Raw genomic sequence first — 25,909 nt, forward strand, 5'->3', positions numbered from 1 at the left:
AACTGAACGATGCTGTGTGTGCGGTTCCGTGCACACGCCAGCGGTCATCTTCAAGCGCCTTTGGTTTCAACACAACGTCGTGTTGGGTCAGAGTTTTGACGGGCAAGCGTGTTGCCGGTATGGTTTGCATCTCAAAGTCGTTCGCAGTCGGTACTAAAGGCCACAAGCAAGTACGATGCATCAACTCCATTGCCGGTTGCTTTTCATCGGGCTTTGCCTTGCGTTGACCATCCTGCCGATCGAGGCCTTCGCCGGCACCCGCCTGGCGCTGGTGCTTGGCAACAGCAAATACCAGGCCGTTCCCGCCCTCGATAATCCCGCCAATGACGCAGCCGATCTCGCGACGGCTTTGCGCGGCATGGGCTTCACCGTGATCGAAGCGCGTGACGGGACCCGGGACGCCATGGCTAACGCAGTACGGGATTTTTCCGCGCGGCTGAGCGGAGCCGACGTCGCGTTGTTCTTCTACGCAGGTCACGGCCTGCAGATGAACGGCGAAAACTATCTGGTCCCGGTCGACGCGAAAATCGAAACGCCGGCGGATGTGCGCTTCAGCACCGTGAACCTGACCGACATCCAGCAAGAGATGGAGGGGACGGGGCGGGCCAACATCATCATCCTCGACGCTTGCCGCAACAATCCCTTTCTCGAGAAGCTCGCGCGTGGTAGTCGCGCGGCGCCCAGTCGCGGGCTCGGCCGCGTCGATGCCAGCGGGCAGGGCTCGCTGATCGTCTATTCGACGCAGCCGAACAACGTCGCGCTCGACGGTGCCGGGCGAAATTCGCCATTCACTGCCGCGCTGCTGAAGCATATCGCGACACCCGGCATCGAAGTGCGCCAGATGCTGTCGAGGGTTCGCGGCGACGTGCTCGCGGCAACTGATCAGAAGCAGACGCCCTGGGACAGTTCCTCCCTGGTCGGCGACGTCTATCTGGCGGGAGCGCCGTCTCCGGTCACCACAGCCTCGCCGACTTCCACTCCGGCGCAACCGGCTCCTTCAGCCCTATCGGCGGCAGGCGATGTGGCGCAAGCGACCGCCGGCGCAGCGCCGGTGACGCCACAAGCCGACGCGCAGCGCGTCGCAGCCCAGACACCGCCGCTTGCCGCCGGCGGCCCTGATGGCGACTGCGAGCGCGCGGCCGCACCGGCGCCGCCATTCGCCAGCCCTGAGCAATTGAGAATCGACAACACGCATGATTTCGCGGCCGCGATCCCGATCTGCGAGGCGGCGCTGCGCGCCAATCCCGATCAACCGCGGCTCGAATTTCTGCTCGGCCTCGCCTATGGCGGAACGAAAAACTATCTGGTCGCGCAGCGCTATCTGGCCAAGGCCGCGGATGCCGGCTACGCACCGGCGCAAGGCAAGCTCGGGGTCTATTTCGCGACCGGGCGCGGGGTCGTCAAGGACATGCCGCGCGCTTTCGAGCTGTTCAGCAAGGCGGCCGCAGCGGGAGAGCCGGGCGCGATCAGCAATCTCGGCGCAATGTATTCCAATGGCAATTTCGTCAAGAAGGACGAGGCGAGGGCGCTCGAGCTCTATCAGAAGGCAATCGAGGCGGGTGATCCTTTCGCGCTCGCCCAGACCGGCTTGATGTACTTCTACGGCAAGGGAACGCCGCGCGACTACGCCACGGCCGCGCAATATTTTCAGCAGGCGGCCGATCTCAACGACGGATTTTCTCTCAAATACCTCGCCGTCATGCAGGAGCGGGGATTGCTCGGCGCGCCCGATGCCGCCAAGGCCGCCGAGTTGCGGCGCCGGGCTGTCCAGGTCGATCCGGGCAGCCAGGATCCAAACGTGCCAAAGCAGCTGAATGCGAGCGGGCCGCGACGCGCGTCTGGCGTCCATCACGTGCGCAGGATCTACTACTACCGCTTCGTCGGCTGCAGATGGGCCTGGTGCTGAAGATCGAAACGATCTTCACTTCGCGGATTGGTCTCAGAGTGGAACCGAAGATCCCAGGAGGGCGCGACGGTTCCACAGTGTGAACAACGGGCGGGGGAACGTTGAACTTTAAGCCAACTGGATCTTGACGGCTTTTCGACGAATCGTAAGCTGATCGTGTTTTTTATTCAGACCGGCTTTTATATTTTGGATGACGTAGCATCTTGAATCTGGTTCGCGTCTCGCCAGCACTTCAACTGCTCTCCAAAGCTCAATGATCAAGAGTTCGCGCCAAGTGGATTGGCGCGGGCTTGCGGGCGTTTGCTTCCGCTGTCGGCAGGCCAGAAGGCCAGGGGCTCGGCAGTGGGCCAACGGCCGGGCAGACTTAATTGGATTTCGAGATCGGCTATTTCCGGGGAGGGGTCTATGGGTGTGAACGTTGCCAGCGGCAGCACCGTTTCTGTGTCCGACACACAGACTAACAACACAGTCCAGTACGGCGGCACGCTCTACGTGCTGAACGGCGGCTATATCAGCAACACCGTCGATTTTGGTGCCGTCGTTGTTTCCTCCGGCGCCACGGATGTCGGCGACACGACCTCCAGTGGTTCTTCCAATAGCGCCGGGCAGATTTACGTTCTGGGCACCCTCGTCAACGCCGTGGTCAACGGTGGTGGAGGTGTGGTCCTCGGCACCACTCCGTCAAACGCGACCGGAACTGGAACGGCGATTGGAACGACCATCAATAGCGGCTTAATGGCCGTTTACAGTGGCTCGACCGCAAGCAACACCACGGTCGGCAGCGGCGGGATTAGACTATTCAACGGCACAACCATCAACACCACCCTCAGTGGCGGCAACGAACAAATGTGGGGCGGCACCACGATCAGCACCTTGATCGAGAACGGAGGATACGAATACGTCTCCGACACATACAACAACAACTTCGTGGGCAGCGCACTCGCGTCCAACACCACGATCCAAAGCGGTTCCGAACAGATCGTCGGATTCCTTGGGGGCGGCGTTGCAACCAGCACGACAATCGCGGGCGGAACGCAGTGGATCGGCTATGCCGCCTTCGGAAGCGCCGGTCATGGTGTCGCAAGCAATACCACCATCACCAGCGGTGGAATCCAGCTTGTTGCGCCATATAATTATATTGCAACAGGCACAGCCGTCGACACGACAGTAACCGGCAGCGGCAGCATCCAATATGTCGGCAGCGGCCAATATAGCGGCAGCGCAACGGCGATCTCCACCACGCTGATCGCGGGCGGTGAACAGATCGTGTGGGGCGGCGGCCCGTACAGCCCCGTTGCCAGCAGCACGGTGATCAGTTCCGGCGGTACCGAGATCGTTTCATCTGGCGGCATCGCCAGGAGCACGGTGATCAGCGCCGGCGGCACCGAGACCGTGATGGCTGGCGGCATCGCCAGCAGCACAGTAATCAGCTCCGGTGGCACCGAAGTCGTTTCGTCCGGCGGCACCGCAAGCGGTATCACGGTCAATAGCGGCGGCACCTTGATTGTGATTGCCGGCGGCAGTGTCACGGGCTTGACCAACAACGGCGGCACGGTGATGAGCCAAAGCTCCCCGGTGACCGTGAGCAGCGGATCGTCCTACACCGTCTCGAGCGGCCAAAGCGACACCGGCGACACCGTGCTCAATGGCGGTTCGATGTTCGTTGCCTCCGGCGGGTCGGCGGTCAGCACCACCGTCAGCAGCGGCGGGCTTCTGACCGTCAGTAATGGCGGCAGTGACACGGGCACGACTGTCTCGTCCGGCGGTACCGAAACGGTTGCGGGCAGCGATACGAGTGCCGTCATTGCAAGCGGCGCGACGATGTATGTCGGCAGCGGCGGCAGGGCCAGTGGAACGCTCGTCTCCGGGGGAACGCTCGACGTGCTGGCTGGCGGGTTTGCCACCGGCACGACGGTTTCGGCGGGCGGCATGCTCAACGTGACCGGGACTACGTCCAATACGATTCTGGTGTCGAGCGGCGGCGTCGAGAACGTCTCGTCCGGTGGCGTCATCCAGGGGACCATCAGCGGCACGGTCGGCACCGGAACGTCCGTCGCAGCCGGCGCGACGCTCAACGTGCTGGCCGGAGGTTCGGCCAGCATGATCAACGTGTCCGGCACGCTCAACGTGCAGGGCAAGATCACCAGCAATGTCACCATTCAGGGTGGCGGCCACGAAATCGTCTCTGCGGGCGGCTCGGTCACCGGCGTCACCGGTTCGGGGACCGCAATTTCCGGGTTGGTCGACGTTCTCTCCGGAGCTTCTTTCGAATATGCGACCGTCTTCAGTGGCGGCGACCTGAATGTCTCGTCCGGCGCGACGGTGGACCATATCTCCGTCTCGAGCGGCGGCATCTTCAACGTCGGCGGAATGGTTCTGAGCAATGTCGCGGTGTTTGCCGGCGGCATCGAGAACGTGTTCTCCGGAGGCGTGGTCACCGGCGTGACCGGCTCGGGAACCGGGATTTCGGGCGGCATGGTCAACGTGTCGTCGGGAGGCGCGATCGACCACACGACCGTCAGCAGCGGCGGCGTATTGAACGTTCTGTCCGGCGCGACCGCCCACCATGTTGCCGTCTCCAGCGGCGGCACGTTCAACGTGGCCGGGGCCGCCACCAGCAACGTGACGGTGTTTGCCGGCGGCACCGAACTCGTTTCCTCCGGCGGGTCGACCGGTCCGGTGACGATCTCCGGCGGCCAGGTCGAGTTGCAGGCCGGTAGCATCGCAAGCGGCGGCATCACCTTCAGCGGCTCCGGCGGGCAGCTCAAGATCGACGGCACGTCCTTGTCCGGCACGACCATCAGCGGGCTGGTTGGGGGCGACAGCATCGATCTGGCGGGCCTCAATTTCGTATCGGGCGGCTCGGCGACCTTGCTCGCGGGCAATGTCCTGCACGTCACGGAGGGGGCTTCCTCCTTCGACCTGCAGCTTGATCAGACGCCTGGCGTGCGGTTCAGTGTCGGCGCGGATTCCGGCACCGGCACGCTGCTCACGACGCGTGCCGATAGCGCGCCGGTGACATCCGCGTCCAACATGCAGGCGACCCTGGGTGAGAGCGCTGCGCTGGCTTCCAGCCTCTTCAGCGCCACGGACGCCGATGGCGATCCCATCGTCACATACGCGTTCTGGGATACCCAAGGTAACGGCCACTGGGTCGTCAACGGCGCCGTCCAGCCCACCAACGCCGAGATCGATGTCACGGCGGCGAACCTGTCGCAGGTGAGCTACGTGTTCGGTCCGAGCGGTTCGACCGATACGCTTTTCGTGCGGGCCAATGACGGTACGCTCTGGGGCGGATGGACTCAATTCACGGCAAAGGCGTTCGTCGATACCCCGCCGACCGTGATAGCCGCCAACGTCACTGCGACGCACGCCCAAACGTCGGTTGCCGCGTCAAGCCTGTTCACGGTGAGCGATCCGGATCCCGATACGATGACCCAGTACGCGCTCTGGGACACCGGCGGCAGCGGCCACTGGGTTGTCAATGGTGTCGCCCAGGCCGCCAACACCGAGATCGACATTACCGCGTCGCAGCTGTCGCAGGTGAGCTACGTCTTCGGTCCGGTCGGGTCGACGCCTGATACGTTGTACATCAGGGCGAACGACGGAACGTTGTGGGGCGGCTGGACCGCGTTCACGGCAGCACCAGGGCCCGATCGGGCTCCGGTCGTGACGGCAGCAAACCTCATAGGACAGCACCCGCAGCTTTCGGTTCCGGCTACGAGTATCTTCTCGGCGACAGATCCCGACGGCGATCCAATCACACAATATGCTTTGTGGGATTCCGGCGGCAACGGTCACTGGGGGGTCAATGGTATCGCCCAGGCGGCCAACACCGAGATCGATGTCTCGGCGGCGAACCTGTCGCAGGTGAGCTACGTGTTCGGTCCGAGCGGCTCGGCGCCCGACATGCTGTACGTGCGCGCAAGCGACGGGATGTTGTGGGGAGGCTGGACAGCTTTCTCGACAACGTGGGTAGACGGCACCGCTCCGGTGGTGACGGCGCCGAACGTGACGGCGACGCATGGGGAGGTGTCGGTCCTTGCCTCCAGCCTGTTCTCGGTCACCGATGCCGACAACGATACGATGACCCAGTATGCGTTCTGGGACACCGGCGGCAGCGGTCACTGGGTGGTCAATGGTGTCGCCCAGGCCGCCAACACCGAGATCGATGTCGCGGCGGCGAACCTGTCACAAGTGAGCTACGTGTTCGGTCCCGGCGGCTCGACGCCCGATACGCTCTACGTGCGGGCCAACGACGGGCAGTTGTGGAGCAGCTGGACTGCGTTCACGGCAACACCGGGGATCGATGATCCGCCGGTCGTGGCGGCAGCGAACGTAACCGCCAATCACGGGGAGTTCTCGGCTCTCGCCTCGAGCCTGTTCTCGGTCACGGATCCCGAGAGCGATCCGATCACCCAGTATGCGTTCTGGGACACCGGCGGCAACGGCCACTGGGTGGTGAATGGCGTCGCCCAGGCCGCCAATGTCGAGATCGATGTCGCGGCGGCAAACCTGTCGCAGGTGAGCTACGTGTTCGGCCCCGGCGGCTCGGCGTCCGATACGCTTTACGTGCGGGCGAAGGACGCCGGATCACCGTGGAGTAGCTGGACCGCGTTCACCGCAGGGCCGGGGGTCGATACGGCCCCGGTGGTGACGGCACCGAACGTGACCGCCAGTCACGGCCAGCTCTCGGTGCTCGCCTCGAGCCTGTTCTCGGTCAGCGATGCCGAGAACGATGCGATTACCCAGTACGCGTTCTGGGACACCGGCGGCAACGGTCACTGGGTGGTCAACGGTGTCGCCCAGGCCGCCAACACCGAGATCGATGTCTCAGCGGCAAACCTGTCGCAGGTCAGCTACGTGTTCGGGCCCGGTGGCTCGACACCGGATACGCTCTATGTGCGGGCCAATGACGGCAGCCTGTGGAGCACCTGGGCCGCGTTCACCGCAGGGCCGGGGGTCGATACGGCCCCGGTGGTGACGGCAGCGAACGTGACCGCCAACCACGGCCAGTTCTCGGCGCTCGCCTCGAGCCTGTTCTCGGTCTCCGATGCCGAGAACGATGCGATCACCCAGTACGCGTTCTGGGACACCGGCGGCAACGGCCATTGGGTGGTGAATGGCGTCGCCCAGGCCGCCAATGTCGAGATCGATGTCTCGGCGGCGAACCTGTCGCAGGTCAGCTACGTGTTCGGTCCCGGAGGCTCGCCGTCGGACACGCTCTACGTGCGCGCCAACGACGGATCGAAGTGGAGCAGCTGGGCTGCGTTCACGGCAACACCGGGGCCCGACCATGCTCCGGTCGTGACGGCGGCGAATGTCAGCGGAATTCACGACCATTCGGTCGCAGCGACCGGCCTGTTCTCGGTCACCGACGCCGACAGCGATACGATGACCCAGTACGCGTTCTGGGACACCGGCGGCAACGGCCACTTCGTGGTCAACGGCGTCGCCCAGGCCGCCAGCACCGAGATCGATGTCGCGGCGGCGAACCTGTCACAGGTCAGCTACGTGTTCGGTCCCGGCGGCTCGCCGTCGGATACGCTCTACGTGCGGGCCAACGATGGCAGCGAGTGGAGCAGCTGGACGGCCTTCACGGCCACCGCGACGAACCAGGCGCCGACGGTCGCGGTCGCCAACGTCGTGACGGTCTCGGGGCAGACCTTTGCTGCCGCGAACCTCGTCACGGCGACGGACGCCGACGGCGATCCCATCACGAAGTATGCGCTGTGGGATTCCAACACGAACGGACGTTGGAACGTCGGCGGCATCAACGAGCCGGCGAATACCGAGATCGACGTCACCGCGGCGCAGCTTTCCCAGGCGACCTATCAGGCCGGCTCGGGCACCGACCAGCTCTGGATCCGGGCCTATGACGGCACTGCGTGGGGGGCCTGGCAGTCCTTCAACGTAACGGGGGAGAGCCCGAGCAGCGCCAGCATCGCAACGGGCGCTACCCTGGAATTGCCGGGGGCTTCGAACGCCGCCGTGTCGTTCCTGGGTTCGACGGGAACGCTGAAGCTCGATAATTCGGCGAGCTTCAACGGCACCGTCGCCGGGATGACGGGTTCGGACGCGATCGATTTCGCGAATATCAGTTTCGCGAACGTTCAAACGCCGAGCTTCAGCGGAACCAGCACGAACGGAACGCTCACGGTGACGGACGGCACCGTCACGGCGAGCATTGCGCTGCTGGGCAACTATATGGCCTCGACCTTCACGACCTCGAGCGACGGCCATGGCGGTACCCTGGTTGTCGATCCGCCGGCGACGCAGGTCAGCCAGCTGGCGCAACCGCAGCACGCGTGAGGGCGCGAAGGACAGGCATGCGAAGCCGCCCAGATAAGGCGGCTTCGCCGGCCGGCGATACCTGCGCAGCGATCGCAACAACAGATAGGCGCTAAAGAGCTTGTTACGACGCCGCGCGCTCCGGTGCTGCGAACAGGCGTCCCAGCAGCGACTGGGCGGAATCGGTCGGCAGCAGCGTGGCAACGCTGACGGCCGGCTCGGCCCTGACGTCGCGGCGGCCGTTCTGGGTGTGGCGCATCACGCTCGCGAGGCGCCGCGTGATCGCCTGCGCGTTGCGCAGGTCGGTGCCGGCGAACGCCACGACCAGCGAGCGGTCGTCATAGACAGCGCCAAAATCGGCCTGCCGCATCAGCCGGCTGATGATCCGCGCGCCGTCGAATTGCGCACGCGGTTGCGCGTTGTCGAAGGTGAAGCGGGCCACCGAGATCGCGCCGCCGCGCTCGGCGGTGTGATAGATGGCGGTCGCGAAGTCGCGCTCGAACGCGGCCTTGGTGAGCAGGCCGGTGCGGGGATCGATCAGGCCCTTGGCGTCGATCGCCTTGAGCATGCGGCCGAGCCGCGCCTCGAAGGCATGCTGCCGGATCATCGGCAGCGCCATGTCGGCGACGCGGGTCGGCCCGGCCGTGACGATCTCCAGATTGGGCAGCTCGTAGCGCGGCGTGAGCTCGCCGGATGCGACGATCACGGGCAATGGACGGAAGCGAACGTCCTCGGTCAGCACCGTCAGGAACGCATCCATCACACGCGGCGTGAAGCCCTCGGCCAGCACGATGCCGTCGATGTCGCGGTTGGAGAGATGTTTTGCAGCCGCCTCGATGCTGAGCGCGCCAACCACGCCGGCGCGTTCGCCGAGCGCAACCGACAGCGCCGGATAGGCGCCGCCACGGCCGATCAGGAGCGCCGTGGCCTCTCCGACCGGATCGATATCGGACATTGCGATCGGCGCCGGCGGCACCAGGCGGCGCATCACGGTCGCATGCAGCGCGCGAACGCGTAGGGATGCGTTGAGCCGGGCGACCAGGCGATCCGGCATGCCCTTGTGCTGGAAGAACGCGATCACGGTATCGGGCAGGGTGGTCGCGGGATCGACCGCGATCAGCGGCAGATAGGGCGCGCGGGCGGCGGCGCGCTTGGCAAGGCCCGACAGGGTGACGAAGTCGACGCCCTCGGCGGCCGCGATGATCGCCGCCGGTTTGACCTGCTCGATGGCGCGCCCGACCTCGCTCCAGTCAGTGACGACGACCGGAAACAGCTTGGTCTCATCGAGGACCGCGGCGAACGGCGGCTTTGCCGACGCCGAGACGATGAGAACCGGACCTTGTTGAGACATTCGAACGCTCGAAACCAATGCTTAAGAACAGCAACGGCTGCGATGCTAGTTGGCATGGCTTAATGCGGCGTCAACACAATGCTAAGACTAACGCAATGATAAGATTTTAGGGCGTCCCGGTGCCGCTACGGTCGCGAAACGCCTCGACCATCAACGGGTTAAGCCCAAGTTCTGTGAGGGCGTCGCGGGCCCGGGCATTGTCCTGGGCCCGCCCGGCGAGCCGGTGGCCGCTGAGGCGGTCCGGCAATGCCGTCAACAATGCGCCCTGGCCGAGCCGGCGCGACCATTCCTGCAGTTCCTGGGCAAGGAAACGGTAGCCGCCGACCGTCATGACCCCCGACGGCGGGGCGGTGATGTTGACGGCGCCGGTCACGCGGTCGAGCCGCGCGGCGTATTCGGTGTCGACGTAATCGCGCGGCGGCGGCGCGATCAGGCTGTCGCCCGGAGGTGGCGGCGGCGCATAGGCGGCGACCGGCACCATCGGGCCGCGCAGGCCGAGCGTGCCTTTCGGGGTCAGCAGGATCTCGCCGGCGATCGATGCGCCGGGCGCCTCGCGCGGCGCGCTGTGCGGACCCGGCTTGATCGGCGCCGGCGATCCGTCCTCGGCGCTGCGGCGGGCGCCGAACAGCCCGGCCTCGCCGAACAGATAGACGTCGGTCATGGTCACCCGCCGCGAGGTCCAATGCGCACTGGAGGCAACCTGCTCCGGCGTGCGCCACAGGCCGATCACGTTGCGCAGGGTGGGCAGCCGCTCCGACAAGCTTTGCTCGTCGAGCTTTAGCGCGAGTTGCGCCGGCGCGATCAGCGTGTCGCAGCCGTGATCCTTGAACTGGGCTTCAAACGTCTCCTCGTCGAACGGGTGATGCATGACGAGCGTTCCGCCCGACAGCAGCCAGGTCACCAGCGACGCACAGATGCCCGCAAACGACATCGGCGCGAACGCCGACATGATGGTGGCGCCTTGTGGCAGGTCGCTCTCCAGCGACATCGCGAGCCCGCCGGCGATCAGGCCGAAATGTGCGCGCGGCACCGGACGAAAGCCGTCGCTGGTGACGTCGAAGGAGATCAGCGCCGGCTTGCGGCCATCCTCGATCATGCGACGCGTGGTTCGGGAGTCCTGCAGGATCGCCTCGTCGAGCGACGACATGCCTTCGGGCAGATCGGTGCCGAAGCCGCAGACGTGGCGGATGGAGAAGGCTTCGGCCGCAGCGTTCATGGCGATGTCGGCATAGGAGACGCCGTCGATCTTGCCGCAGGTGACGATCGCCCGCGCAGCGGTGCGGTTGAGCACCGACGTCAGCTCGGCCTGCCGCCACAGCAGCGGCAACGGCACCACGACGAGGCCGACCCGGTGGGCAGCGAGGAGTGTCAGGGCGAACTCGACCGTACCGGGAAGCTGAACCGCGATCACCGTATTGGCCGGCAATCCGATCTCGACGAAATGGGCTGCAATCGCGGTGATGGCGCGGTCGGCCTGCGCGTAGGTCAGGCGCTTGCGGGTCTGTCCGGTGATGCGTTGCTTGTTGAGCGGATCGACCAGCGCCAGCGCCTCGGGCTGCCGCGCCAGCGTGCGCTTGAACAGCGTGTCGAGCGTTGGCGAGGTGATCGACTGGTTCAAGGGTTCAACGTCGGTTGCATCGCTTCGATCGGACCAGATCATACGGCGTGCGCTCGCATCATCTGGATTGCGCGCCGGGCTTCTGCCACCAAGTCTCCGGCAGGTAGCCCGTCAGCGCCGTGGTCGAAGGCCGTTCTATCCGATTCCACCGCGCGATCCATTGCTCTCCCAAGTTAAATAGGGGGATAGCGTAGAAGCCCGACGTCAGGGCCCGGTCCAGTGCCCGCACCGCCGAGACGAAGGCCGGCCGCTCCCGCGCCGCCAGCAGCGCCGCGATCATGGCGTCGATCGCGGAATCCTTGGCGCCCATGTAATTCCGGGTGCCCGGCACATCGGCGGCCTGGCTTCCCCAGTAGAACCACTGCTCGTTGCCGGGCGACAGCGACTGGTCCCAGCGGATGGGGATCATGTCGTAGTCATAAGCGACCCTGCGCTGCTCGAATTGCACCGCGTCGACCACCCGCACCGCGGCGTCGATGCCGGCGCGCTTCAGGTCACGCTGGTAGGCGAGGGCGATCCGCTCATGCTCGCGGCTCGTCACCAGGATCTCGATGCGGAGCGGCGTCCCGGTCGAACGCTGCTTCAGCACCGTGCCGTCGAGCGCGTAGCCCGCCTCGGACAACAGCGCGAGCGCATCGCGAAGGATGGTGCGGTCGCGCCCCGAGCCGTCGGTGACGGGGAGGTGATAGCGGCCTTCGAGGATGTCAGGCGGAATGTGCGGCAGATAGGGCTTCAGCAGTTCGCGCTCGCGATCGTCGGCGGGGCGACCATAGGCGGACAGTTCCGAACCGGCGAAATAGCCGCCCGAGCGCGAATAGAGTCCGAAATAGTAGTTGCGGTTGATCCATTCGAAATCGAACAGCATCAGCAGGGCCTGCCGCACCCTGACGTCGGCAAATTTCGGCCGCCTGGTGTTGAACACCAGGAATTCAGACGGTTGCGGCGTGCCGATCTTGATGGCCTCGCGGATCACCTCGCCGCTCTTGGCTGCGGGGAAATCGTAGCCATCGTGCCAGCGCAGCGGCTCGGGCTCGGTCCTGAAGTCATAGAGGCCGCGCTTGAACGCCTCGAACTGGCCGTTGGCGTCGCGGTAGTAGTCGAGCCTGATCTCGTCGAAATTCCAGAGGCCCCGATTCACCGGCAACTCGCGACCCCAGTAATCGGGATTGCGGGTGAAGGTCACGCTGGTGCCGGGCTTCACCGCCGTCACGCGATACGGGCCGGAGCCGATCGGCGGCGCCAAGGTGGTCTCCTCGAATCTGGAGACGTCGGTGGCGTGGCGCGGCAGGATTGGCATCAGGCCGAGGATCATCGGCAACTCGCGATCCGCGACGCCGCCGAAATCGAACCGCACCGTGAGCGGGTCGAGCACCTCGGTCTTTGCGACTTTCGAATAATACTGGTGATGCAGCGGACGGCCGTGATCGCGCAGCAGCTCGAGCGAGAACACCACGTCGTCGGCGGTGACCTCGTGGCCGTCGGAGAAGCGCGCCCGAGGGTCGATATGGAATGTCACATAGCTTCGGGCGTCGTCGGTCTCGACGCTGCGGGCGAGCAGGCCGTAGAGCGTGAATGGCTCGTCATTGTTCCGCACCAGCAGGCTTTCGTAGACATAGCCGCGCTCATAGGCGTAGCCCCTCAGCTGCTGCACGGCGAGGCCCCTGACAATCAAGGGGTTGAGGCTGTCGAAAGTGCCCTCCCGCGGGCTCAGGACCAGCCGGCCGCCCTTGGGGGCGTCTGGATTGGCATAGGGCAAATGGGTGAAGTCGGCCGGCAGCGCGGGTGCACCGTGCATCGCGATCGCCTGGCTCTCGGCGGCCGCCGCGGGGGCCAACGCGCCCGTCAGCAGCGCCGGGACGAATGCCAGGAAGAATGCAAAGGCGAGCCGGATGGCGGCCAGTGCGGCGCGCCCACCGTGCCCGGGAACACGTGCGTGAGGCGCCGGATTTGATTCGCGAAACGTCACGGCCGAGGTTTATCACAGGCCGCTGAAACTCGTCGTCACATAGGCGCAAATGCGCTTGTCGGCATTGATCTTTCCGCGCGCCGCTGTATTGAAGGCGTGCAATTCGAAGGCGGGAACGCCTGTCACGTATCCGCCTCAATTGACTAGGAGACAGCCGCCCAAACGGCTATGTGTCGGCGCCTGCAGCGGTTTCGGGCGCTGCCGTTCAGAAAGGGTTTTCCGCAATGAATTTCCGTATCTTGGCCGCCCCGGTCCGGCCGCATGGGCGAATTGTTGCCCTGATGGCGGCGACGGCATTCTCTGCAGCGCTCCTGGTTCCTGCCGCTCAGGCCCAGCAGCCGGCAGCGCCGGCGCCCGCGGCACCGAAGGCTGCGCCCAAGGCGGCACCCAAGGCAGCTCCGAAGGCGGCTCCGGCGGCCCCGGCGCCCGCAGCCCAGGCACCGGCCGCAGGTGCGCCGCCCGCTGCGGCTGCCGGCCAGCAGCCGCCCCAGGATCAGCAGATCCAGCTCATCTACGCTCCCTGGACCAAGTTCTGTCTGAAGGGTCAGGAAGCCAACGCCAAGCAGGTGTGCTTCACCGGCAAGGACGGCCGCATCGAGTCCGGCCAGCCGGTCATCGCCGCCGTGATCATCGAGCCGGAAGGCGAGCCGAAGAAGATCCTGCGCGTCACGCTGCCGCTCGGCATGCAGCTCGTGCACGGCACCCGCATCATCGTCGACAACAACCCGCCGCAGCAGGCGCCCTACGTGATCTGCTTCCAGAACGGCTGCATGTCCGACTATGAGGCAACGCCCGAGCTGATCGCCAACATGAAGAAGGGCCAGAACCTCGTGGTCCAGGCGATCAATTCGAACGGCGCGCCGCTGACGCTGCCGCTGCCGCTCAACACCGAATTCGCCAAGGCCTTCGACGGCCCGCCGACCGATCCGAAGGTGTTCGAGGAAAACTCGAAGAAGCTGCAGGAAGAGTTGCAGAAGCGCGCCGAAGAGCAGCGCAAGAAGCTGGAAGGCGCCGGCGCGGCTGGTGCGACGCCGGCTCCGGCCAACCCCGCAGCCAAGTAAGCGTTCAAGCGCTCACGACATCGCGAGATCATCGCAAATCAGAAGGCGCCCGGAAGGGCGCCTTTTTTGTCATGCGATACGGACTGGCTGATGGCAGCCTGCAGCGCTGGTGATTGCACAGGTCGTGTGCGATGGTCGCGTGAGGCAAATCGATCGCGCCAAGCCGCATCACCATTGCCTTGTCCGGACAAGTCCTCGGGCGTCGAAGCACAATCATAAATCCGTCACGGGAGGCCAGGCGAAGCGCGGCAAGCGCGCCTTCGTTGCGCAACCACGCGCGCGTGGTCTTCCGCGGATCCTGGCCGCTGTGCCGATCGATGATGGCGCGATGCGACCGGACCTTGCCTGGGCCGCAAGCTCGTTCGCAGTCATGGAAGTCGCCAATGTCCCAGCAAGTCAGCAAGCAGCGGCGGGAACCGCTCTCCCGGCCAAAGAACGAGGCTTTGCCGCCGAGCGGCCGTGCTGCGGCCGATGCGGGTGGCCGCCTCGACCAGGACAATGTTCCCGGCGCGTTTCATCCGGGCATCGTCCACCTCGCGCTGGCGATGGGCGGCTTTGCGATCGGCATCGCCGAATTCGCGACCATGAGCCTGCTGCCGTTCTTCGCCCACGACCTGCACGTCAGTGAGCCCCAGGCCGGCCACGCGATCAGTGCCTATGCGCTCGGCGTCGTGGTGGGCGCGCCTGTGATCGCCGTGCTGTCGGCGCGTATGACGCGGCGGACGCTGCTGATCGCGCTGATGGGCTTCTTCGCGCTGATGAACGGCCTCTCGGGGCTCGCGCCGGATTATCACACCATGCTGGTGCTGCGCTTCCTCGCCGGGCTGCCGCACGGCGCGTATTTCGGCATCGCCATGCTGGTCGCGGCCTCGCTGGTGCCGATGGACAAGCGCACGGCGGCGGTCGGCCGCGTCCTGCTCGCCTCACCATTGCGACGACGATCGGCGTGCCGCTCGCCAACGGGGTGGGGCAGGCGATCGGCTGGCGCTGGGCGTTTGCGATCGTCGCCGGCCTCGCGCTGCTCACCGCCATCCTGGTCCTGCTGTTCGCGCCGCGGGACGTCGCCAACAGCAATGCGAGCCCGCTCCGCGAGCTGTCCGCGCTCGGGCGCAAGCATGTCTGGCTGACGCTGGCGATCGGCGCGATCGGATTCGGCGGGTTGTTCTCGGTCTACACCTATCTCGCCTCGACCATGCTGGCGGTGACGCACGCCTCTCCGGCGCTGGTGCCGGTGACGCTATGCGTGTTCGGGGCCGGCCTCACCGCCGGCAACATCATCGTGCCGCGCTTTGCCGACCGCGCGTTGATGGCGACCGCGGGCGGGCTGTTGCTGTGGTCGGCGGCGACGCTGGCGCTGTATCCGCTGGCGGCGTTGAATTTCTGGACGCTGAGTGCGGATGTCTTCCTGATCGGACTCGGCGGCGCGCTCGCCACCGTGCTGCAGACCCGGCTGATGGACGTCGCGGGCGAGGCGCAGAGCCTGGCTGCGTCGCTCAACCATTCCGCATTCAACACCGCAAACGCGCTGGGGCCGTGGCTCGGCGGAATGGCGGTCGCGGCGGGCTATGGCTGGACCTCGACCGGCCTGGTCGGCGCCGGATTGGCGCTGGCGGGGTTTGTGGTCTGGGCGATCGCGGCGGCGCTGGCCAAGCGTGACGGGGTATGAGGCGGCCGGCCGGGCCGCGGTGCCGCGGGTCAGTTCAGCGACGGATTGCGCGGACGATAGCCGCCCGACTTGTCCTTGATGAAGATCTCCGCGACCTGCGAGTGCCGGATCGGTTCGCCGGAATCATCGGGCAGCAGGTTCTGCTCCGAGACATAGGCGACGTACTCGGTCTCCGAGTTCTCCGCGAGCAGATGGTAGAACGGCTGGTCCTTGTGCGGCCGCATGTCCTCGGGAATCGACAGCCACCATTCCTCGGTGTTGTTGAACTCCGGGTCGATATCAAAAATCACGCCCCGGAAGGAGAACACCCGGTGACGGACGATCTGCCCGATCTGGAATTTGGCGGTGCGTGCTTTGATCATGGTTCGTCGATAGACCAACATTGTGGCCGATGCTAGGGGCTAAGCTTCGAATTAACCCACGGTTTACCGATTCCAGACCTGCAAAAACGACCCGAAAACCGGCCGAGAAACTACTTTCAGAATGATCGATATCCTCAATCTGGCGTTGCCGTATTTCGGCTTGATCTTCATCGGCTACGCATGCGGAAAAGCCAAGGGTTTGCCCGAGAGCGGGCTCGCCTGGATGAATTTCTTCCTGCTTTACGTTTCGTTGCCAGCGCTGCTGTTCGGGATCATGTCCAAGACCCCGTTTGCGGAGCTGAACAACCCGCCATTCCTGATCGCCACCACGCTTGGAACCGTGATCGCGTTCTTCCTGGCGATGCTCGCAGGCAAGCTGATGGGCCGCCTGTCGTTGCGCGAGGCGACGCTTGCGGGGCTGTCGGGCGCCTACGGCAATATCGGCTATATGGGTCCGGGCCTTGCGCTTGCCGTGCTCGGCGCCAAGGCGGCGGCGCCGACCGCGCTGATTTTCTGCTGCGACAGCATCTTCCTGTTCTCGATCGTGCCGCTGCTGATCGAGCTCACCGACCGCGACCATCCCTCGCTGCTGCACGCATTCGGCGTGGTGCTCAAGCAGATCGTGCAGAACCCGCTGATCATGTCGGCGGTGTTTGGCGCGCTGGTCGCCGCGTTTCACGTTCCGATTCCGACGGCGCTCGACCGCACCATCCAGTTCCTGCAGAACGCCGCGGCGCCCATGGCACTGTTCGCGCTCGGCGTCACCGTGGCGCTGCGGCCGTTCGAGCGGGTGCCGTGGGAGGTGCCGGGCGTGGTTGCGATCAAGCTGCTGATCCATCCGCTGCTGGCATTCGGACTGATGCTGCTGTTCGGTCCGTTCGCCCAGCCCTGGGCGGCGACCGCGGTGCTGATGGCCTCGCTGCCGCCGGCGCTCAACGTGTTCGTGATCGCGCGGCAGAACGACACCTGGATCGAACCGGCATCGGTCGCGGTGCTGATCGGCACCTTCGCCTCGGTGGTCACGCTGACCAGCGTGATGTGGTTCATTCAGAGCGGGCGGCTGGTATTTCCCTAAGCGAACACTACCGCCGCCATGACGGCGCGAGGCCCTCGCGCATCGCCAGCCGCCGCAGCGGGCCGAACGCGCCGAGCACATGCAGGCCAGCGGCGCGCGCGGTCTGCACGCCGAGGAAATCGCTCAGCAGCGAGCGGTTGGCGATGTCGATCGCCCAGGTCCGGCTGGCCACATCGGGGCGCCGCGCGGCCTGATAGCGCGCCAGCACGTTTGGCGCGCCGGGATCCTCGCCGCGGCCGATCGCCTGGCCCGTGATCTCGGCGATATCGGCGGCATCGCGCAGCCCCATGTTGAGGCCCTGCGCGCCGATCGGCGGCAGCACATGGGCGGATTCCCCGACTAGCGCGATCCGGTCCCTGGCGAACTGCCGGGGCCGTTCGATCGCGAGCGGAAACACGTGGCGGCCGCCCTGGACCTCGACGCGGCCGAGAATCGAATGCGATTGCCGCTCGGCCGCTTCAGACAATTCGTCGTCGCTGAGCGCCGTCAGCCGTTCGGCCTCCTTGGGTGTCGAAACCCAGACCACGCTGCTGCGGTTGCCGCTGAGCGGCACGAACACGCAGGGGCCATGCTCGGTGTGAAACTCGGTCGAGATGTTCCGGTGCGGGCGGCTGTGGCTGATGTTGAAGGTGAGGGCGGACTGCCCGAGCGCGCGGCTCGTCACCTCGATGCCGGCGGCCTCGCGGGACAATGAATTGCGCCCGTCGGCACCGACCACGAGCCGGGCCCGCAGCGACTGGCCCTGCCGCGTCACCACGGTGACGCCTGCATCATCCGGCTGCACCGAGGCGGCCTCGTCGTCGAACCGCGTCAGCGCGGCGATCTCGCCGGCGCGGTCCTCGAGCGCTGCGACCAGCGCGCGATTGTCGATGTTGAAGCCGAACTGCTCGCGGCCGATCTCGTCGGAATTGAATCGCACTTCCGGTGCGCGGATCAGGCGGCCGGTGTCGTCGACGAGGCGCATGGTCTTGAGCGCGGCCGCCTTGTCGCTGCAGCGTCGCCAGACGTCGAGCCGCTCCAGGATCTCGGTCGAGGCGCCGAGCAGCGCGGTGGTGCGGTTGTCGGCATAGGGCGTGCGCCGCGCCAGCAGCGCGGTCCGCGCGCCGGCGTCGGCAAGGGCGATCGCAGCCGTCAATCCGGCCGGACCACCGCCTATTACGATAACGTCATAATCCAGCGAGCTGTCGGTCATATCAGGACATTTGACATGCTTGGGCCAATTTTCAAGCCATCGGTAACCACTGAAAGTTTCCAACGATTTGCGCGGCCGAACGCCGCAAGACTGCATATGCAAAGTGGGCCGATTCCTGATAGCACTCGGCCGATGGAGCACTCGAGCCAGCCGGATGCGCTGCCAGAACGGATGCGGACCGCCGCATTCTCCGTTCATATTTTCACGGCGCTCGGCGCCGGGGTCGCGCTGCTGGCGATGCTGGAGGCCGTGCGCGAGCACTGGGCCAACATGTTCGCCTGGCTCGGGCTCGCGCTGATCATCGACGGGATCGACGGCCCGCTGGCGCGCCGGCTCGACGTGGTGCGGCTGCAGCCGAACTGGTCGGGCGAGGTGCTCGACCTGGTGGTTGATTTCGTCACCTACGTGTTCGTGCCGGCCTATGCGATCACCGCGAGCGGCATGCTGCTGCCGCTGGCGGCGCCGATCCTCGGCATCGGCATCGTGGTCTCCAGCGCGCTTTATTTCGCCGACCGCCGCATGAAGGCCGACGACAACCATTTCCGCGGCTTCCCGGCGCTGTGGAATGCGGCGGCGTTCTACCTGTTCCTGCTGCATCTGCCGCCGGTGCTGTCGACGGTCGTGGTCGCGCTGCTGATCGCGCTGACCTTTGCGCCGTTCCACGTGCTGCACCCGTTCCGGGTGGTGCGGCTGCGCTGGCTGACGCTGTGGCTGCTCGCCGCCTGGGCGCTGCTCGGCGCCTATACCCTCGCCAACGATTTCGTGGTCGGTCCCTCGATCACCTTCGGTCTCTGCGCCATCGCCGTCTACATCGTCGGCAGTGATACCGTGATCCGCCGGATGAAAGCCTTCAGAGCATGATGCAATTGATTACCAGCCCGGAAGCCTGGGCGGCGCTGTTGACCCTGACCGCGCTCGAGATCGTGCTCGGCATCGACAACGTGATCTTCCTGTCGGTGCTGGTTTCGCGGATTCCGCAACCGCAGGCCAACCGCGCGCGGCAGATCGGTTTGCTGCTGGCGCTGGTGTTCCGCATCATCCTGCTCAGCGTCCTGGTCTGGCTGATCGGGCTGACGCAGCCTGTGATCACCATCTCGAGTGTCGCGCTGTCGTGGCGCGATATCATCCTGATCGGCGGCGGCCTCTTCCTGATCGCGAAAGCGACCCACGAGATCCACGCCGAGGTCGAGGCGCGTGACGTCGAGGAAAACGACAAGCCGAGCCCCAACGCGTTCTTCTGGGTGATCGTGCAGATCATCATCATTGACCTGGTGTTCTCGCTGGATTCGATCATCACCGCGATCGGCATGGCGCAGGACATCGAGATCATGATCGCGGCTGTCGTGATCGCGTGCATCATCATGTACATCTCGTCGGGACCGGTGGCGCGGTTCGTCGCAGAGCATCCGACCACCAAGATGCTGGCACTGGCGTTCCTGGTCCTGATCGGCGTCGCGCTGGTGGCCGACGGATTCCAATTCCACATCCCGCGCGGCTACATCTATTTCGCGATCGCGTTCTCGGCCGCGGTCGAGGCGTTCAACGTCATGGCCAAGCGCAACCGCAAGAAGGTGGCAGGCTAGCCCGGTTCCGGGCCGCTTGGTTGACAAGGCGGCGCCGATGGCATTCGCTCGGGCAAGTCAGTATTTGAGGGGAGCGACCGACATGACCAAGGCTGTGCGCGTGCACAAGGTGGGGGGCCCGGAGGTCCTGACCTATGAGGATGTCGAGGTCGGCGCGCCGGGGAACGGCGAGGTCCGGATCCGCCAGCATGCGGTCGGGCTGAACTTCATCGACGTCTATTTCCGCACCGGCCTCTACAAGGCGCCCGGCCTGCCGTTCATCGCCGGCAACGAGGCCGCGGGCGAGGTTTTGGCGGTCGGTCCGGGGGTGACCAATTTCCACCCCGGCGATCGCGTCGCCTACTACTACAACCTCGGCGGTTACGCCTCCGAGCGCGTCATCCCGGCGGACAAACTGGTTAAACTGCCCGACCACATCACCTACGAGCAGGGCGCTGTGCTGATGCTCAAGGGGCTCACGGTCTGGTACCTCTTGCACAAGACCTTCAAGGTCGAGCAGGGCCATCGCGTGCTGATCCACGCCGCGGCCGGCGGCATCGGACTGCTCGCCTGCCAATGGGCGCGCGCGCTCGGCGCGCATGTCATCGGCACCGTGGGCTCGAAGGCGAAGGCCGATCTCGCGCTCGCCAATGGTTGCGACCACGTCATCCTCTACAACGAGGAGAACTTCGTCGAACGCGTCAAGCAGATCAGCCGCGGCGAGCTCTGCGACGTGGTCTATGACGGCGTCGGCAAGACCACCTTCCCGGGATCGCTGTCGTGCCTCAGGCCGCGCGGCCTGTTCGTCTCGTTCGGCAACGCCTCGGGTCCGGTGCCGCCGTTCCCGCTCGCCGAGCTCAACAACCACGGCTCGCTGTTCGCGACGCGGCCCAAGCTCAACGACTATGTCGGCACCCGCAAGGAACTGCTCGAAGGCGCCGACACGCTGTTCGCCGCCGTGATCAACGGCAAGCTGCACGTGCCGATCAACCACGCCTATGCGCTGAAGGATGCGGCCAAGGCGCATATCGACCTGGAGAGCCGGGCGACCACCGGCGCGGCGATCTTGCGGCCGTAGGTAGATCGTCATTCCGGGGCGATGCGTTAGCATCGAACCTCAGGTGCGCAATTGCGCACCGGGGAATCTCGAGGTTCCGGGTTCATCGCTGTTGCGATGCCCCGGAACGACGAGGTCTGGCCTTACGCCACCCGTCTTGCCGCGCCGACCTTGGTCAGCACGGTATCAAGGCAGTCAATGACAGCGGAGATCTCTTCCCGCGTCACGTTGAGCGCCGGCATGAAGCGCAGCGTGTCGGGCTGCGGCGAGTTGACCAGCACGCCGGCCGCGAACGCCTCGGCGACCACGGCCGCGCCGATCGGCATCTTGAGGTCGAGCGCGAGCAGGAGGCCGCGGCCCCTGATCTCGCCGAGCCCGTGCCGTGCCGACAGCCGCTGCAATTCGCGCTCGAGCAGCAGCCCGGTGTCGGTGACCGATTTCAGGAAATCGGGCTTGCCGATCTGATCGAGCACGACAATGCCCGCGGCGCACATCAGCGGATTGCCGTTGAAGGTGCCGCCCTGATCGCCGTGATCGAAGCACGAGGCATGCTCGGTCGCGAGCAGCGCTGCGAGCGGCACGCCGCCGCCGATGCCCTTGCCGAGCGTCATGATGTCGGGCTCGATCGCGGCGTGCTCATAGCCGAACAATTTTCCGGTCCGGCCCATGCCGGTCTGGATCTCGTCGACGATCAAGAGCAGGCCGCGCTGCTGGGTCAGCGCGCGCAACTCCCGCAGGAATTCATCCGTGGCGGGCCACACACCGGCTTCACCCTGGATCGGCTCGAGCATGACCGCGACCGTCGACGGGGAGATCAACTTCCGCACCGAGTCGATGTCGTTCAGCCACGCCTTCCGGAAGCCCGACACCTTCGGCTCGAACAGCGGCTCGAATGCCTTCTTGCCCGAGGCCGACATGGTCGCGAGCGTCCGGCCGTGGAAGCCGCCTTCGAAGGTGATGATCTCGTGCGCTCCGTTCTTGTACTTGGCGCCGAATTTCCGCGCGAGCTTGATCGCGCCTTCATTGGCCTCCGCGCCGGAATTGGCGAAGAACACCTGGTCGAAGCAGCTGCTGTCGACCAACAGCTTCGCCAGTTTCAGGCTCTGCTCGTTGTAGAAGGCCGGGCTCGGCGTCAGCAGCCGCCGGGCCTGCGCGGCCAGTGCGTCGGCCACGATGACCGGCGAATGGCCGAGCGGATTCACGGCCCAGCCCTGCACGAAATCGAGATAGCGGTTGCGGTTGGCGTCCCAGAGGTACGAGCCGGCACCGCGCACGAACACGACCTCCGGGCGGGCGGTGATGTCCATTAGCGCGTCGAACGGAGGGCTAGCGTTGGTCATATCGATCTCCTCTGGGGTCAGTCGTTGGGAAAAAGGGCGGGCCGAAAAGCAAGAAGGCCGCGCTTTGGGGCGCGGCCTTCTCGAAAACCCTGGCTGATATCAGCTAATCAGCGATGGCGTCGGACACGGCGCAGCCCAGCATCGTCGCGGGTGCGACGACGGTTGATGGCGCGGCGGTGGGTCCGGTTCAGCTTCATGGCGCAGGGCCATACAGCCGAAAGGGCGGCGGTGTCAAGCGGGAGGTGATATCGCACGCAATCGGCTCGCGGAGCGTGTTAGGCTGCGACGAGGCAATCCTGGAGGTGGCGCTGTGATCAAGCTGCTGATCGAACGAGATCTTCCGGCCAATTTCGATGTGACTGATGACGCGCAAGCGGCGCGTCATGCGCGGATTGCGCTGGACGCCATCGTTGCGACGCAGGGCAAGATGCACTGGCTGTGCACCTACGCGACCGACGATCGCAAGCTGTTCGGCCTCGTCGTGGTCGAGAGCGAAGAGGTCGTCGATGCCTATGTGCGCAATGCAGGAATCGGCAGCTCGGTCCGTATTCATCGCGTGCTGCGGACGCTCGATCCGGCACTCGCAGCCCCCACGCCGGCCGCGCGTCATTCGATGCCGTAGCGCGCGAATTCCTTTGTGATGTCGGACTGAATCGCCTGGGCGGCGGCGATTTCGGCTTGCGCCGCGTCGCCGTCGCCCTTCTTCCGCAGCGCGACGCCGCGGCCATAGAGCGAACTTGCAAGCTTCGGGTTGATCTTCAAGGCAGCGTCAAAATCCGCAATCGCAGCGTCAAGCTCGCCGAGCTTGAGGCGACAGATGCCACGGCTGTCCAGCGTGTAGGGATCGTCCGGATTCCATTGCAGCGACTGCTCGCAATCCGCGAGCGCCTGCTGCGCCTGGCCCAGGATCACCCGCGTCAGGCAGCGCGCATTGAACGCGGCCGCGTATTTCGTGTTGAACTTGACCGCGTTGCTGAAGTCGTCGAATGCCCGGGTGTAGTCCTGCCGTTCAAGATAGAGGTTGCCGCGCGCGTAGTAGTCGCGGTAGCCGGCCAAATCGAGCCGCAGCGATTGATCGAAATCGGCCAGCGCCCGATCGACATCGCCGCGATCGCGAAACACCCGGGCACGGTTGCCGTAGGCCGCCGCATAGCGAGGATCCAGCCGCAGCGACGTATCGTAGTCGGCCAGCGCGCGTTCAAGATCGTTGCGGCCGCGCCAGGCATTGCCGCGATTGTAATAGGCGAGCGCGAACTTTGGATCGAGACGGATGGCGTGATCATAGTCGGCCATTGCACGATCCGGCTCCTTGGCGTCGATGTAGGAGTTGCCGCGATTGTTGTAGTACCAGGCATCTCCAGGCCTGAGGCGGATGGCCTCATTGTAATCCGCGATGGCGAGACGCGGTTCACCACGGTCGCTGTGGGCGATACCGCGGTTGTACCGAGCGATCTCATCCCGAGGATCAAGCGCAATGGCCTGATCGAGATCGGCGATGGCCGCAACGATATCGCCCTTGCGGCGATAGGCCTCGCCGCGATTGGCCAGTCCCTTGCCACGCATCGGCTCGTACTTGATCACTTCCGTGAAGTCGGCGATCGCGCGATCGAGATCGTTGCTTTCGAGATAGGCGCCGCCACGATTGAGGAAGACGCCGGCGCGTTGCTTGTCGCGCAGTTTTCGCAAGGCAAGGAGAAAGCTGCAGCCGCCGATGCGTTGCGCCGGGTCCTGCTTGCCGAAGCACCAGGTCTGGGCCGTGGCTTCGGAGGACGGCTGCGGCGCGGCGAGCGCAGCCGTGGCGGCGAGCGCCGGCACGAGTTGGATGAGGACGGCCACGGCCAACCGGCCGCGCACCAGCAGTCGCTTCCGTGATTGCCGCAAGACCAGGCTCCATGCGACCCGATGGCCGCCATAGCTTTGTGAGCCCAGACCGCGGCCGGGTTCACAAGAGCGGACGCCGTTCTGCATCCGCGGAACGCCTTGAAATAAAGACCGGAGCTAGAATCCCGCGACGCTGCCGTGCAGGTCGTATTCGTCGGAACGCTCGATCTTGGCGGTGACGATCTCGCCGATCTTGAGCGGGCGGCGGCTGGTGAGATAGACGGCGCCGTCGATCTCCGGGGCATCGGCCTTTGACCGACCCTTGGCCACGGTCGGGCCGACCTCGTCGATGATCACCTGCTGGCGGGTGCCGACCTTGCGCTTCAGGCGGCGCGCGGAAATTTTCTGCTGCCGTGCCATCAGCGCATTCCAGCGCTCCTGCTTGACCTCGTCGGGCACCGCATTGGGAATTGCATTCGAGGTGGCGCCGGCGACCGGCTCGTATTTGAAGCAGCCGAGGCGATCGATCCCGGCTTCATCGAGCCAGTCGAGCAGATAGGCGAAATCAGCATCGGTCTCGCCAGGGAAGCCGACGATGAAGGTCGAGCGCAGCGTCAGCTCCGGGCATTGTTCGCGCCACTTCTGGATCCGCGCCAGCGTCTTCTCCTGTGCGGCCGGGCGCTTCATCGCGCGCAGCACGTCGGGGCTCGCATGCTGGAATGGGATGTCGAGGTAGGGCAGCACCTTGCCCTCGGTCATCAGGCCGATGACCTCGTCGACATGCGGGTAGGGGTAGACATATTGCAGCCGCACCCAGGCGCCGAGCTCGCCGAGCTCCTTCGCGAGGTCGAAGAATTTCGCGCGGACGCTGCGATCCTGCCACGGGCTCTCGGCATATTTCAGGTCGACGCCATAGGCCGAGGTGTCCTGCGAGATGACAAGCAATTCCTTGACGCCGGCCTTCACCAGCTTTTCGGCCTCGCGCAGCACGTCATTGGCCGGCCGCGACACCAGGTCGCCGCGCAGCTTCGGAATGATGCAGAAGCTGCAACGGTTGTTGCAGCCTTCGGAAATCTTCAAGTACGCGTAGTGCCGGGGCGTCAGCTTGACGCCCTGCGGCGGCACCAGGTCGAGGTGCGGATTGTGCGCCGGCGGCAGCGCGCGATGCACGGCATCCAGCACGCTCTCATATTGCTGCGGCCCGGTGATCGACAGCACGCCGGGATAGGCAGCCTCGATCTGCTCCGGTTCGGCGCCCATGCACCCGGTGACGATCACCTTGCCGTTCTCGGCCATGGCTTCGCCAATCGCCGCGAGCGATTCCTGCTTGGCGCTGTCGAGGAAGCCGCAGGTGTTGACGATGACGATGTCAGCCCCGTCATGCTTGCGCGCGAGCTCATAGCCTTCCGCGCGCAGCCGGGTGATGATGCGCTCGGAATCGACCAGCGCCTTGGGGCAGCCGAGACTGACGAACGAGATATGGGGCGCTCTTTCCATGTGGTCGCCTGGAGCCTGATCTGAACTGTTCGGATATGGCCATCTAACTAGTTGATCGGATAGCGCAATTCAATCCCTTGGCTTCCACAAAGGACAAAATAACGCTCGTAATTATCGAATGAAACCAGTGCCTAAGAGCTGAAA

General features: G+C 65.3%; 16 protein-coding genes and 1 pseudogene. 9 read left to right on the top strand and 8 right to left on the bottom strand.

Annotated elements, in window-relative coordinates:
• The first annotated feature begins 175 nt into the window (after positions 1-175).
• Positions 176-1,906: a caspase family protein gene (locus CK489_RS27870; protein ID WP_095734510.1), complete on the top strand. Its 1,731-nt coding sequence runs from the start codon at positions 176-178 to the stop codon at positions 1,904-1,906.
• A 405-nt stretch (positions 1,907-2,311) separates the two neighbouring features.
• On the top strand, positions 2,312-8,218 hold the full coding sequence (locus CK489_RS27875) for an AIDA repeat-containing protein (RefSeq protein WP_095734511.1): 5,907 nt from the start codon (positions 2,312-2,314) through the stop codon (positions 8,216-8,218).
• Between the two features lie 103 nt (positions 8,219-8,321).
• Here the strand turns inward: CK489_RS27875 and CK489_RS27880 are convergent, their stop codons facing one another.
• The 3 genes from CK489_RS27880 to CK489_RS27890 form a co-directional block, all read right to left on the bottom strand.
• Positions 8,322-9,548 (bottom strand): nucleotidyl cyclase domain-containing protein, encoded by a 1,227-nt coding sequence (locus tag CK489_RS27880; protein ID WP_050630778.1) that lies wholly within the window; start codon positions 9,546-9,548, stop codon positions 8,322-8,324.
• A 106-nt stretch (positions 9,549-9,654) separates the two neighbouring features.
• Positions 9,655-11,208, bottom strand: a complete 1,554-nt coding sequence (locus CK489_RS27885; RefSeq protein WP_095734512.1) for an AMP-binding protein — start codon at positions 11,206-11,208, stop codon at positions 9,655-9,657.
• Between the two features lie 16 nt (positions 11,209-11,224).
• The gene (locus tag CK489_RS27890; RefSeq protein WP_095734681.1) at positions 11,225-12,961 is read right to left on the bottom strand and encodes an extracellular solute-binding protein; all 1,737 of its coding nucleotides are present in this window, start codon (positions 12,959-12,961) and stop codon (positions 11,225-11,227) included.
• Positions 12,962-13,356: 395 nt separating this feature from the next.
• Between CK489_RS27890 and CK489_RS27895 the strand changes: the two genes are divergently transcribed.
• Both CK489_RS27895 and CK489_RS27900 read left to right on the top strand, forming a co-directional pair.
• Entirely contained in the window at positions 13,357-14,193 is an 837-nt protein-coding gene (locus CK489_RS27895) for an invasion associated locus B family protein (RefSeq protein ID WP_050630777.1), read from the top strand.
• Between the two features lie 383 nt (positions 14,194-14,576).
• Positions 14,577-15,859, top strand: a pseudogene (locus CK489_RS27900) (MFS transporter).
• Between the two features lie 29 nt (positions 15,860-15,888).
• Here the strand turns inward: CK489_RS27900 and hspQ are convergent.
• Entirely contained in the window at positions 15,889-16,221 is a 333-nt protein-coding gene (gene hspQ, locus CK489_RS27905; RefSeq protein ID WP_050406639.1) for a heat shock protein HspQ, read from the bottom strand.
• 121 nt (positions 16,222-16,342) lie between these two features.
• Between hspQ and CK489_RS27910 the strand changes: the two genes are divergently transcribed.
• Complete coding sequence (locus tag CK489_RS27910) at positions 16,343-17,296, top strand: AEC family transporter (protein ID WP_050630776.1); 954 nt, start codon at positions 16,343-16,345, stop codon at positions 17,294-17,296.
• A gap of 7 nt (positions 17,297-17,303) precedes the next feature.
• Here the strand turns inward: CK489_RS27910 and CK489_RS27915 are convergent, their stop codons facing one another.
• Complete coding sequence (locus CK489_RS27915) at positions 17,304-18,488, bottom strand: UbiH/UbiF family hydroxylase (protein ID WP_095734513.1); 1,185 nt, start codon at positions 18,486-18,488, stop codon at positions 17,304-17,306.
• Between the two features lie 132 nt (positions 18,489-18,620).
• Here CK489_RS27915 and pcsA point away from each other — a divergent pair, with 132 nt between their 5' ends.
• The 3 genes from pcsA (at position 18,621) to CK489_RS27930 (ending at position 21,128) form a co-directional block, all read left to right on the top strand.
• Positions 18,621-19,349, top strand: coding sequence for a phosphatidylcholine synthase (gene pcsA, locus CK489_RS27920; protein ID WP_095734514.1), 729 nt, complete (start codon positions 18,621-18,623; stop codon positions 19,347-19,349).
• Entirely contained in the window at positions 19,346-20,071 is a 726-nt protein-coding gene (locus CK489_RS27925; RefSeq protein WP_050630773.1) for a TerC family protein, read from the top strand. Before pcsA ends, CK489_RS27925 begins: the two co-directional genes overlap by 4 nt.
• Before the next feature lie 82 nt (positions 20,072-20,153).
• Positions 20,154-21,128, top strand: coding sequence for a quinone oxidoreductase family protein (locus tag CK489_RS27930; protein WP_050630772.1), 975 nt, complete (start codon positions 20,154-20,156; stop codon positions 21,126-21,128).
• 122 nt (positions 21,129-21,250) lie between these two features.
• Here CK489_RS27930 and CK489_RS27935 read toward each other — a convergent pair whose 3' ends face one another.
• Positions 21,251-22,447 carry an acetylornithine transaminase gene (locus tag CK489_RS27935; protein WP_095734515.1) on the bottom strand — a complete coding sequence of 399 codons (1,197 nt, stop codon included), beginning with the start codon at positions 22,445-22,447 and terminating at the stop codon, positions 21,251-21,253.
• Positions 22,448-22,757: 310 nt separating this feature from the next.
• Between CK489_RS27935 and CK489_RS27945 the strand changes: the two genes are divergently transcribed.
• Entirely contained in the window at positions 22,758-23,069 is a 312-nt protein-coding gene (locus CK489_RS27945; RefSeq protein ID WP_095734517.1) for a hypothetical protein, read from the top strand.
• On the opposite strand, the gene CK489_RS27950 is transcribed toward CK489_RS27945, so the two are convergent.
• Positions 23,054-24,328, bottom strand: coding sequence for a tetratricopeptide repeat protein (locus CK489_RS27950; protein ID WP_158226511.1), 1,275 nt, complete (start codon positions 24,326-24,328; stop codon positions 23,054-23,056). The genes CK489_RS27945 and CK489_RS27950 overlap by 16 nt on opposite strands.
• Before the next feature lie 117 nt (positions 24,329-24,445).
• On the bottom strand, positions 24,446-25,765 hold the full coding sequence (rimO, locus tag CK489_RS27955; RefSeq protein WP_095734519.1) for a 30S ribosomal protein S12 methylthiotransferase RimO: 1,320 nt from the start codon (positions 25,763-25,765) through the stop codon (positions 24,446-24,448).
• Positions 25,766-25,909 lie beyond the last annotated feature (144 nt).

This window comes from Bradyrhizobium sp. UFLA03-84 (assembly GCF_002289535.1).
Lineage (GTDB): Bacteria > Pseudomonadota > Alphaproteobacteria > Rhizobiales > Xanthobacteraceae > Bradyrhizobium > Bradyrhizobium viridifuturi.

What these genes read in the sequence shown, in the direction of transcription:
- CK489_RS27870 (WP_095734510.1), top strand. Translation starts at nt 176, where the DNA reads ATGCATCAACTCCATTGCCGGTTGCTTTTCATCGGGCTTTGCCTTGCG.
- CK489_RS27875 (WP_095734511.1), top strand. Translation starts at nt 2,312, where the DNA reads ATGGGTGTGAACGTTGCCAGCGGCAGCACCGTTTCTGTGTCCGACACA.
- CK489_RS27880 (WP_050630778.1), bottom strand. Translation starts at nt 9,548, where the DNA reads ATGTCTCAACAAGGTCCGGTTCTCATCGTCTCGGCGTCGGCAAAGCCG.
- CK489_RS27885 (WP_095734512.1), bottom strand. Translation starts at nt 11,208, where the DNA reads ATGATCTGGTCCGATCGAAGCGATGCAACCGACGTTGAACCCTTGAAC.
- CK489_RS27890 (WP_095734681.1), bottom strand. Translation starts at nt 12,961, where the DNA reads ATGCACGGTGCACCCGCGCTGCCGGCCGACTTCACCCATTTGCCCTAT.
- CK489_RS27895 (WP_050630777.1), top strand. Translation starts at nt 13,357, where the DNA reads ATGAATTTCCGTATCTTGGCCGCCCCGGTCCGGCCGCATGGGCGAATT.
- hspQ (WP_050406639.1), bottom strand. Translation starts at nt 16,221, where the DNA reads ATGATCAAAGCACGCACCGCCAAATTCCAGATCGGGCAGATCGTCCGT.
- CK489_RS27910 (WP_050630776.1), top strand. Translation starts at nt 16,343, where the DNA reads ATGATCGATATCCTCAATCTGGCGTTGCCGTATTTCGGCTTGATCTTC.
- CK489_RS27915 (WP_095734513.1), bottom strand. Translation starts at nt 18,488, where the DNA reads ATGACCGACAGCTCGCTGGATTATGACGTTATCGTAATAGGCGGTGGT.
- pcsA (WP_095734514.1), top strand. Translation starts at nt 18,621, where the DNA reads ATGGAGCACTCGAGCCAGCCGGATGCGCTGCCAGAACGGATGCGGACC.
- CK489_RS27925 (WP_050630773.1), top strand. Translation starts at nt 19,346, where the DNA reads ATGATGCAATTGATTACCAGCCCGGAAGCCTGGGCGGCGCTGTTGACC.
- CK489_RS27930 (WP_050630772.1), top strand. Translation starts at nt 20,154, where the DNA reads ATGACCAAGGCTGTGCGCGTGCACAAGGTGGGGGGCCCGGAGGTCCTG.
- CK489_RS27935 (WP_095734515.1), bottom strand. Translation starts at nt 22,447, where the DNA reads ATGACCAACGCTAGCCCTCCGTTCGACGCGCTAATGGACATCACCGCC.
- rimO (WP_095734519.1), bottom strand. Translation starts at nt 25,765, where the DNA reads ATGGAAAGAGCGCCCCATATCTCGTTCGTCAGTCTCGGCTGCCCCAAG.